The 9778-nt window shown below is 47.1% G+C and carries 11 protein-coding genes; 3 read left to right on the top strand and 8 right to left on the bottom strand.

Annotated features, from left to right (window positions below):
• Positions 1–121: 121 nt before the first annotated feature.
• Positions 122–793 (top strand): 7-cyano-7-deazaguanine synthase QueC, encoded by a 672-nt coding sequence (queC, locus tag Q0314_RS02865; protein WP_298056302.1) that lies wholly within the window; start codon positions 122–124, stop codon positions 791–793.
• 428 nt (positions 794–1221) lie between these two features.
• Here the strand turns inward: queC and Q0314_RS02870 are convergent, their stop codons facing one another.
• Genes Q0314_RS02870 through mobB form a run of 5 tightly spaced genes read right to left on the bottom strand, consistent with a single transcriptional unit; the run spans position 1222 to position 5715 of the window.
• Positions 1222–2229, bottom strand: a complete 1008-nt coding sequence (locus tag Q0314_RS02870) for a ferrochelatase (RefSeq protein WP_298056304.1) — start codon at positions 2227–2229, stop codon at positions 1222–1224.
• Positions 2230–2235: 6 nt separating this feature from the next.
• Entirely contained in the window at positions 2236–4155 is a 1920-nt protein-coding gene (gene metG, locus Q0314_RS02875) for a methionine--tRNA ligase (protein WP_298056306.1), read from the bottom strand.
• A gap of 17 nt (positions 4156–4172) precedes the next feature.
• On the bottom strand, positions 4173–4385 hold the full coding sequence (locus Q0314_RS02880; RefSeq protein WP_298056310.1) for a hypothetical protein: 213 nt from the start codon (positions 4383–4385) through the stop codon (positions 4173–4175).
• Positions 4382–5236 (bottom strand): class 1 fructose-bisphosphatase, encoded by an 855-nt coding sequence (locus Q0314_RS02885; protein ID WP_298056312.1) that lies wholly within the window; start codon positions 5234–5236, stop codon positions 4382–4384. The genes Q0314_RS02880 and Q0314_RS02885 overlap by 4 nt, the downstream gene beginning before the upstream one ends.
• The gene (mobB, locus tag Q0314_RS02890; protein ID WP_298056314.1) at positions 5233–5715 is read right to left on the bottom strand and encodes a molybdopterin-guanine dinucleotide biosynthesis protein B; all 483 of its coding nucleotides are present in this window, start codon (positions 5713–5715) and stop codon (positions 5233–5235) included. The genes Q0314_RS02885 and mobB overlap by 4 nt, the downstream gene beginning before the upstream one ends.
• A gap of 100 nt (positions 5716–5815) precedes the next feature.
• Here mobB and Q0314_RS02895 point away from each other — a divergent pair, with 100 nt between their 5' ends.
• Entirely contained in the window at positions 5816–6310 is a 495-nt protein-coding gene (locus Q0314_RS02895; RefSeq protein WP_298056317.1) for a membrane lipoprotein lipid attachment site-containing protein, read from the top strand.
• Here the strand turns inward: Q0314_RS02895 and Q0314_RS02900 are convergent.
• From Q0314_RS02900 to gltX, 3 genes are read right to left on the bottom strand one after another with little or no spacing between them, the layout of a single operon-like run.
• The gene (locus tag Q0314_RS02900; RefSeq protein ID WP_298056320.1) at positions 6216–7847 is read right to left on the bottom strand and encodes a lytic transglycosylase domain-containing protein; all 1632 of its coding nucleotides are present in this window, start codon (positions 7845–7847) and stop codon (positions 6216–6218) included. The genes Q0314_RS02895 and Q0314_RS02900 overlap by 95 nt on opposite strands.
• Positions 7831–8118 carry a YggT family protein gene (locus tag Q0314_RS02905; RefSeq protein WP_298056322.1) on the bottom strand — a complete coding sequence of 96 codons (288 nt, stop codon included), beginning with the start codon at positions 8116–8118 and terminating at the stop codon, positions 7831–7833. The genes Q0314_RS02900 and Q0314_RS02905 overlap by 17 nt, the downstream gene beginning before the upstream one ends.
• Positions 8115–9416, bottom strand: a complete 1302-nt coding sequence (gene gltX, locus Q0314_RS02910; protein WP_298056324.1) for a glutamate--tRNA ligase — start codon at positions 9414–9416, stop codon at positions 8115–8117. The genes Q0314_RS02905 and gltX overlap by 4 nt, the downstream gene beginning before the upstream one ends.
• Before the next feature lie 124 nt (positions 9417–9540).
• Here gltX and mscL point away from each other — a divergent pair.
• Positions 9541–9778 (top strand): large conductance mechanosensitive channel protein MscL (gene mscL / locus Q0314_RS02915; protein ID WP_298056327.1); only part of this gene is annotated, 238 nt, incomplete at its 3' end.

Here is a 9778-nt window from a genome sequence, read left to right on the forward strand (position 1 = left end):
AGATGATTTTTGGGGTTTTGAAGTTAAAATTTGACGAAGATAAGGCATGTAGCCTATCGAGTCAAATTTTAACAAAATCCGCAAAAAGCGCTCAAAAGACAAGCCGAAAAAAGGAGAAAAAGTGAAAAAAGCGGTTTGCATAATGAGCGGCGGCATGGACAGCACCCTGTGCGCCGTCCTCGCTAAACGCGCAGGCTATGAGATCATCGCGCTGCATTTTGACTACGGACAGCGAACGATGGAGCGCGAAAAGCTAGCGTTTGAGCAGATCTGCGAGCGCATCGGCGCGCTAAAAAAGGTAAATTTAGACGCTAGTTTCATAGCAAGTATCGGCGGCAACGCACTAACGGACGAGAGCCTAGCCATCCGCAAAGACGGCGCCAAACCAGACACCCCTAGCACCTACGTGCCGTTTCGCAACGGTATCTTTATCTCTATCGCCGCCGCACTAGCCGAAAAAGAGGGCGCGCAGGCGCTTTACATCGGCATCGTCGAAGAGGACGGCTCGGGCTACCCTGACTGCACGGCGGACTTTATCGCCAAGATAGAAAGCGCCGTAAACGCCGGCACCTCAAAGGGTTTTAGTCTACAAATCGTCACGCCGCTGGTAAATTTAAGCAAGGCCTACATCGTGCGCAAGTCGCTCGAGGCTGGCTCGCCGCTAGAGCTAACCTGGAGCTGCTACGAGCGCGAAGAAGAGGCTTGCGGCAAATGCGATAGCTGCCGTCTGAGACTGCGAGGGTTTGAGCTTGCGGGCGAAAAAGATAGGATAAAATACGTAAATTTGAATTAAAATTTCTAAAAATCGGCATAGCCCATCCGCAAATTTAATGCGAAATAAATTTATCCGCCAAAACGCGGCAACCGTCATGCCGCCGTTTTTTATTTAGCAAATTTGATCGCTGTGGCGGTTTTACGAATTTTAGACGTAAGGTGTTTTTGACAATATCCACTTTTAAGGACGGAAAACAAAACGCCTACTTTAAATTTCTCTCGCATCTGTGCCGATACTCCAGCCGCCTGCGCAAAGCGACCGCGGCACGCCTCGTAGGGAAGCACTATTTGGACGCTTTACTTAAAAACTCGCAAGACAAGCTCTACTAATTTACGCATTTTTCCTTTAAATTTATCGGTAAATTTGCGGCTAGTAAGCAAATGGTTTAAAAATTAGATCAAATTTGTAGCAGATAAAGGCGAAAATACGCGCTAAATTTGAGATTATTATAAAATTTCGCCGAACAAATCAGGCTCGGGCGAGCTCAAATTTAACATCGCTTCAAGCTCCTCTTTTTGGCATTTAACGAGCGCGTAGTGAAAATTTGAAAGATTTTTTAGCTCGGCAAGCTCCTTAAATCTCATCGTAGCGGCCGCACTTCCAGCAAAATCCTCCGGCACGCAGATCTCGATACCGCCGCTAAAATTTCGCGCTAGAAACGCCGCCTCCATATCAAAAAGCTCGTCGTCGCACTCAGCGATCAAGGCTTGAGAGCTCGCGCCAAAAGGTACGACGTGAAAATTTTTATTTATAAAAATAGGCTCAAAGTGCCCCAAATTTCGCGTGTCGCCGAGCTTAAAAGAAAAGCCAGCGCGGATCAGATACTTTAAAAGGCCGCACAGATAGTGCGTGAAAACTTTTGGGAAATTTAAGTTTGGATAGTAAACGCCCTCGCAAACGACGCTCGAGGCAAACAGCGAGCCGCCCTGCGCACAAACCGCGTCTACGTCGCTAAAAACGGTGTCATATAGCGGCGCGATCTTGGATAAAATTTTAAGATCGTCCGTGAAAAATAGATCTCCCACGCCCGCTTTCATTATCTTTATAAAAAGTCGCATCGCATCCTCAGGCAGCAAGCTAGCCGCGTTGCCTGCGACATTTTTGCCCAGACTCATACGCGCAAGCAAGGCTTTTTGCACGGGATTAACGGAGCAAAATTTGAGATTTTTATAGCTAGCCTCAAAGCGCATTAGCCGCATCAGCGCGGCGCTGAGGCTATCGACCTTTATAAAGGCGACCTCGGGATCGATGACTTCGCATCTTTGCTCGACGAGCACAGCATAGGCGCCGTTTGCGACGGCCGCGGCTATCTCGTCCGCGCCTGTGCCAAGCCCGATGTAGGCGTAGCCTTGGCGCACGTTTTTACTCTCAAACGCAAAGCCCTCCACGGCGCTAACACTTGGTTTATTTAGCGCTTCGCCGTTGATGAGGCGCCTTAGGTTTTCGATATTCACGCGGTTTTAGCCTATTTCCGAGCCGTTTTTGACCGCAGCCATAGGCGCGATGAGACATAGCGACCCGTCCTCGGCGCTAAGGATCATTCCCTCGGATATATGGCCAAAAATTTTAGCCGGTTTTAGGTTTGCCAGCACGCAGACTTGCTTGCCGACGAGACCCTCAGGAGCGTAAAATTTGGCAATCCCCGATAAAATTTGACGCGGTTGCTCTTCGCCCAGATCGATCTTAAATTTGAGCAGCTTCTCGCTGCCTTCGATATTTGAGCACTCAAGCACGGTGCCTACTTTTATGACGCATTTTTTAAAGTCGTCGATTTTTATTTTCGCGTCCGATTTTTCTTGCGGCGCGGCGACGGTTTTGGCCGGTTCGCTCACGCTCGGTACCGCAGTCGCCATCAGCTCTTTTTCGATTTTTGGGAAAAGCGGCTGCGTTTTTTGCGCTTTAAAGTTCAAAATTTCGTTGTTTAAGATGATTTTTTCATAAGTTGCGGTCGAGATCTCAAAACCTAGCGTATGCGCGATCTTTTCGCAGGTTTTTGGCATCGCAGGGCTTAGCAGTACGGCCACGCGAGCTAGCAGGTTCGCACACAGCGACACGAGCGCGTTTGCTTCATCTTTTTTGCCGTTTTTGATTAGATTCCACGGCTCAAATTTAGCTATCGAAGCGTTTGCGAGCGTTAGCGCCTTAAAGAGCTCCTCAAGATAGCGGTTCGTGGCGAAACTCTCTAAATTTTTGATAGCGTTTTGCAGATATTCATTGCCGCTATCTAAAACCTCGCCGTAAAATTTGCGTAAATTTTCGCCCTTTATCTCAAAGTCCGAGTATTTTTCGCTCATGCCGACTATACGGCTTAAAAGATTGCCCAAATCATTGCTAAGCTCGGAGTTTATGCGCTCGATCATAGCCTTTTGCGAAAAGTCGCCGTCCTGACCAAACGGCACTTCACGCAGCATAAAATAGCGGAAATTTTCCAGTCCGTACGCGTCTGCGACCTCGCTTGGGTTGATGACGTTGCCTTTGCTTTTACTCATCTTTTCGCCGTCTCTCGTCCACCAGCCGTGAGCGGCGACGCAGCGAGGCAGCGGCAGATCAAGACTCATCAAAAACGCCGGCCAGTAAACTGCGTGAAAGCGCAAAATATCCTTACCCACGATATGCGTAGCGCCCTTCCAGTAGTGCATCTTATCATCGCCGAGCGTGTAGCCAAGCGTGCTAAGGTAGTTTATGAGCGCATCCAGCCAGACGTACATCACGTGCTTTGGCTCGTTTAGGCTCGCGGGCAGTTTGATGCCCCACTCAAAGCTCGTGCGCGTTATCGAGAGGTCGCGCAGGCCGCCTTTTACGAAACTAACGACCTCATTTTTCTTGCCGCGCGGCACGATACAGTCCTCGTTCTCCTCATACCATTTTAGTAGCGCGTCTTGGTATTTTGAAAGTTTGAAAAAATAGCTCTCCTCTTTTACCAAATTCGTCGGCCTGCCGCAGTCCGGACACCTCTCGTCCTCCAAAAGCTGCGTCTGCGTAAAAAAGCTCTCGCAGCTAACGCAGTAGTACCCCTCGTATTCGCCCTTGTAGATGTCGCCTTTTTGATACATTTTAAGAAATGCATTTTGCGCCGTGAGCTTATGATAGTCGTCTGTCGTGCGGATAAAATGGTCGTAGCTGATCTCAAATTTATCCCACAACTCCCTAAATTTCGCGCTTATCTCGTCAGCGTAGGCTTGCGGCGTGTAGCCCTTTTTTGCGGCGGCTTGCTCGATCTTTTGCCCGTGCTCGTCGGTACCCGTCATAAAGTACGTATCATCGCCCTTTAGCCTCGCAAATCTCGCTACCGTATCTGCGATCACGGTCGTGTAGGCGTGTCCGATGTGCGGCACGTCGTTTACGTAATAAATCGGAGTCGTAATATAAGTCGTGTTCATATCTTTCCTTTTTAAATTTAAAAATCAAATCCGCCGCCGTCGCCTTTAGACATCGAGCTATATACGGCATCTACGTAGTTTTTGCGGGTTTTGCACTCAAACATCGCCTCGCAAGCAAAGCACGAGCTTAGCCCTTTTTCGCTCTGACAGGCTTGTAAAATTTCTCTTTGGCGATCAAGCTCCAGCTCAAATTCGTCTTTTTGAGTTACATCCGCTGCATGCTCGCTCATTTCGCGTTTCCATAAAATTTATGCAGTAAATTTATCTCGTTTTTGGAGCCGAAAAAGCAAGGCGTGGTTTGGTGGATTTTTTCCACTTTCATATCAAAAAGCGTTGCCGAGTATCCGTCGCTAGTCGCCCCGCCCGCGCGCTCGTAGATGAAGGCAAACGGCAGCACCTCAAATAGCGCTCTTAGCTTGCCCTTTGGCGCGTCGCTCGTGGCAGGATAACTAAACAGCCCGCCGCCTTTTAGTAAAATTTGATGCAGGTCGCTCACCATGGCGCCTGAGTATCTGAGGCGATATCCCTGTAAAAACAGCTCGCGGATAAATTTAGCGTGAGTTTCGCTCCAGCCCTTTTGCGTCGCGCCCGTAGCGTTTAGCTTGCCTTTTTGCGCGAGCGCTAGATTTTTGATAAATTTAAACTCGCCGTCCCTGCCCAGGCGGTAAAGCGCGGGAGCCGTCCCCTCCTCACAAATCACGAGCTCTAGGCGCGGGCCGTAAACGACGTAGGCGGCGGCTTTTAGATTTTGCGGAGTTAGCTCGTTTTCGTAAATGCCAAAAATCGAGCCGATAGAAAAATTTACATCCACTAGGCTAGAGCCGTCTAGCGGATCGTAGGCAACGATAAATTTCGCGTCCTCGTTTAGCGCCAGCATATCCTCTTTTTCTTCGCTAACGAGCGCTTTTACGCAGGCTAAATTTGCAAATTCGGCCGTGATGATCTCGTCGCTCCTCACGTCTAGTTTTAGCTGCGTGTCGCCCGTGGCGTTAGCGTGACCCGTATAGCCTAGATCGGCGTATTTTATCTCTTCGCCGATTTTTACGGCGATCTTTTTAATCGTTTCGAAAATTTCGTTCATTTTAACACCTTTGCGTTTTTTAGTATCCACTCGCAGATAGCCTGCGTATCGTCTAGATCAAAGTTTGGCTTATCTATGACGTAGTCTCTTTTGTAGCTTGCGATCGCGTTTGAAAAGCTAAGATAATCCTCGTTTATCTCGTCCTTAAACACGCTAATGCGCGGTAGCGGCAGGGTCTTTAGCCCCTCAACTAGTAGCAAATCAAACTCGCCAGCCATCATTACGACATCCTCCACGCTCTTGCTCTCCTGCGAGAAAAAGGTCGTGCGCGTCGGGCTCATGACTGCGACCTCGGCGCCTATTTGGCTAAATTTGTAGCTATCCTTGCCCTCGACGTCAAACCTCGCCTTGTCGCCCGGGTCGTGCTTGATGATCACGACTTTTAGCCCGTCATCGATAAATTTTTTGGCGACCTTTAAAATAAGCGTAGTTTTGCCGCTATTTGAAGGTCCGGAAAACGCCATCGCCGCTTTTTTCATTTTTCTCCGAATTTTTGAAATTTACGCGGATTATAGCAAATTTAGGCTTTTTAAAAGCAAAATTTATCTAAAATAGCACCAAATTTAAAGAGGTATTAAAATGAAAAAGAGCGTATTTTTTTTAAGTTTTATTTTGGCGTTAGCTGGCTGTGCGGATAAAAAATATATCCACGAACCATTAAAAAACGAGCTTTTAGCCTACACTAGCAAATCTGAAATCATAGATGCCAAGACGAATATCCTAATCGTAGCAACCTATCTAAATCCGATCTATAGCGAGCTAATCGATGAACAAAAAAGAGAGAAATTCGTCGTGGCCGTGCATCCCAAAGAAGCTAAAATTTTAGACGAGAGCTTTAGCGCAAACGGCTCGCAGCGAGGCATCATGGTTAGACGCCTGACCGCCAACGATCCGCTTTTAGAAAAAGTGAGCTTTGAGGTGCCGTGGGCTCAGTATTTTGAGGTCAGCACCCCAGAGATCAAAAGCGATAGAATCAATATTAATTTCGAAATTTATCCGTCAAAGCAGGTTTCTTTGAGCTTTCAAAAAGTGTCGAAATCGATGTACTGGAACGGAGAAGCTTTAGGTAAATAACATAGTTTGCTAGTACCTTTTTGCCGTAGTCGCGGCTCTCGGCGAAGGGTACTAGCTCCATGGATAAAAACGGCTCGTATTTTCCTTCGTTAAAAAGGTCGCCTCGCTGAAGCATCTTTTTAGTAAAGCCGATACCGCCGTTATACGCGTAAGCTACAAAAAGCGGATGATAGAGGTATTTCTCCAAATAATTTAAGTGATGATCCGCAAATTTTAACGCAAGACGCGGGTCAAACATATCGTCTTGGTCGAAATTTGGGATCGCAAGCTCTTTTTTGCCTATATGATTAGCTAAAAACGGCATAAACTGCATCATACCAAGCGCGTAAGAGGTCGAGATGACGGCGGGGATAAAGCGGCTTTCTTGCCTACCGATCGCGTAAAGAAGCGCTTTTCTAGTCGCGTTTACGTCCTCTAGCTCATCAGCAAACGGCATAACGAAGTAGCTATCCTTGTAGCCGCTTGCCTTTTCCATCAGGTAGGCATACTGGCCTAGCGTCTCTTTGGTATTAAAGGTTTTAGAGTGCTTTGCTGCGTCCTCGGCACTCATCTCTTTTATCATTTTAAACGTCTTTTGCCACAAAAACGGGTCTTTTATGTCATAGCCCTCTACCTTTTCTTTCGTAGGCGTCGGCGAGACGATGTTTGCGGCAGCACTTGCGCCCGTTAGTTCGTTTGCATAAAGCGTATAGATATTTACGTCGCGGCTTTGATTTAGCTTATCAAGATAGCTTTTATCTTTACTTAGCAGATATAGCCAAAATACCGCGTTATCCTTGCGGTCTTGTCTATCAAAGGCAGCCTGCGCTCTAGTAAAAAACCTCGCCGCGTCCTTTGGCGAATTTAACAAAACCGCGTTTATGCCGAGTATAAAGGCGTCCTTGCCCGCAAGCTCTGTTTCTTTTATCGCTAGAAAATTTTGTCTAAATTTAGCCGATTTTTTATCGATTATCAAATCGTTTGCTAGAGCGTGAAACTCCTTTTTCGTCGCGAGCGAATTTATAAAATTTGCGTCAAATATCTTGTCAAATTTATCCTTGTGCGAGGACTGGTTAAAATAAACCAAAAACGCGTCCGTATCGTTAAATTTGGCAAATTCGTCCTCGGGGTGCTTCTCGTTTAGCGCGCTCAAGCGGTGGTAAATAATCGGATCGGAGTCTTTAAATTTATCCGCCAGCTTTTGCCTCATTTCCTTTTTTAGCTTCATCATAAAAGGCACTCTGAGGCGCTGTTTTTGGCAGGTTACGTTGGCGTCCAGGATATTTTTCGCGCTTACGCCGTCGCACTCGCTTTTTGCTTTTTTGGACGGCAAAATCTCAGCCAGTTTCTTTGCCAGTACGCCCGCTCGGCGAAAGACGTCTTTGTTTAAAATCTGCGCTTGCTCCTTAGTGTAGTCGCCTTCGGTTAAAAGACGGTAAAAGTAGTAATCCTTAGCCAGCCCCTTAGGCTCGTCTTTTATCTCCTCAAAACTCTTAACTCCGCCAAACGCCGCCGCCGCAAAAATCACGGGCAGGATAAATTTAAGCAGCGTACGCAAACATAGGCCTTACGAAAAATTGATCTATAGACTGAAGCGCCAAAAGCACGATAATAGGCGCTAGATCTATACCGCCAAAAACCGTCGGTATCACGCGGCGGATAGCGGCATAGACGGGCTCGGTGAGGCGGTAGAGCAACTGCACGATAGGGTTATAGGGATCAGGGCGCACCCAGCTTATGATCGCTGCGCCTATGATGATCCACGTGTAGGCGCTGATAACGATATGCAAGATACTGCCGACTGCTTCTAAAAATACCGAAAATATCATCGTAAAATTTCCTTTAGATACGGTTTGATGAGCGGATATAGCTCGCTAAGCTCAGGGCCGTGTTCGGCGCCCGTGAGCAAAATCCTAAGCGGCATAAAAAAGCCTTTGCCTTTTAGGCCAGTCGCGTCCATGAGAGCTTTTTTTAACTCGTTAAATTCATCAAATTCGCTCAAATTTAGCGAATTTACAGCGGCTTTTATAGCCTCGCAACCCGCCTTAAACTCATCTGGGATAAATTTGGTCGCGAAAATAGCATCGACCTTAGTTTTTATCTCGGTTAGCAGGCTGCTTTCTTGAGTGTAAAATCTAGCTATCGCGGCAAATTCTGGCTTTATACCCATTAGCGCGGCTAGTCTTGCGTCGCTTGCTCTTTTGATGTGTTCGCGGTTGATGTGCTCAAGCTGCTTGACGTCAAATTTGGCCGGAGACGCCGAAACCTTCGAGATATCAAACCACTGCGCCGCCTCCTCGATCGTAAAGATTTCAACCGGCGCCTTGTAGCCTAGCGAGACGATGTAGTTTGCGATGGCTTCGGGCATAAAGCCTTGCGAGAGCAGCCACTTTACGCTACTTTCGTTCTCGCGTTTGCTCATTTTTTTGCCCTCGACGTTTAGGATGATAGGCAGGTGGGCGTAGTTTATCTTTTGCGTGTAGCCTAGTCCTTCGCGGATGAGGTCTTGTTTTGGCGTGTTGCTGACGTGATCCTCGCCGCGGATGACGAAGGTGACGCCTTCTAGCATATCATCGACCGCGCAGGCGAAGTTATAAGTCGGCGTAAAATCGGCTCGCATAATCACAAAGCTATCGACGTTTTCGGGCTCGAAGCTGATTTCGCCCTTTATCGCGTCTTTAAATTTCATCGTGCCTAGCGGCTTTTTCATGCGCACGACGAAAGGCTTTTGGTTATTTAGCACTTCGTTGTCGCTTAGGTGCTCGCACGTCCCGTCGTAGCGGTAGGCTTCGCCTCTAGCCTTGGCGGCTTCTTTTTTGGCTTCAAGCTCGCTTTCGGTGCAAAAGCACGAAAACGCCTTTTTATCTATCAAAAGCTTTGCCGCAAACTCGCGGTGAAATTTCAAATTTTTACTTTGATAATAAAGCGTGTCCCATTTGATACCGAAAAGCTCTAAAATTTCTAAAATTTCCTTGTCTTTTCCGGGGATATTGCGCTCCTTGTCGGTATCCTCGATGCGGATGATAAAGCCGCTTTTATCCTGGAGCGAACAGACGTAGTTTAGGATCGCAACCCTTAAATTTCCCAGATGCATATCGCCTGTAGGCGACGGCGCAAAACGATACATTTTTATTTCCTTATTGATTTTTGGGGCGATTATAGCATTTTTGGCATTTAACCTCGCTTTTTTATCTTTTGTGAAGCTAAAATAAATATAATTGATATCTAATTTTAAAATTTAAAGGAAAAAGATGAGTTTCATCAAGGAATTTAAAGAATTCGCAATGCGCGGCAACGTCATCGACATGGCCGTGGGCGTCGTGATCGGAGGGGCTTTCGGCAAGATCGTTAGCTCACTGGTTGGTGACGTTATCATGCCAATCGTAGGCGTACTAACCGGCGGCGTAAATTTTACGGATTTAAAATTTACGCTAAAAGACGCAGTCGGCGATACGGCTGCCGTAACCGTAAACTACGGCTCGTTTATAC

The organism is uncultured Campylobacter sp., assembly GCF_938040115.1.
In the GTDB taxonomy this organism is placed as follows: domain Bacteria; phylum Campylobacterota; class Campylobacteria; order Campylobacterales; family Campylobacteraceae; genus Campylobacter_A.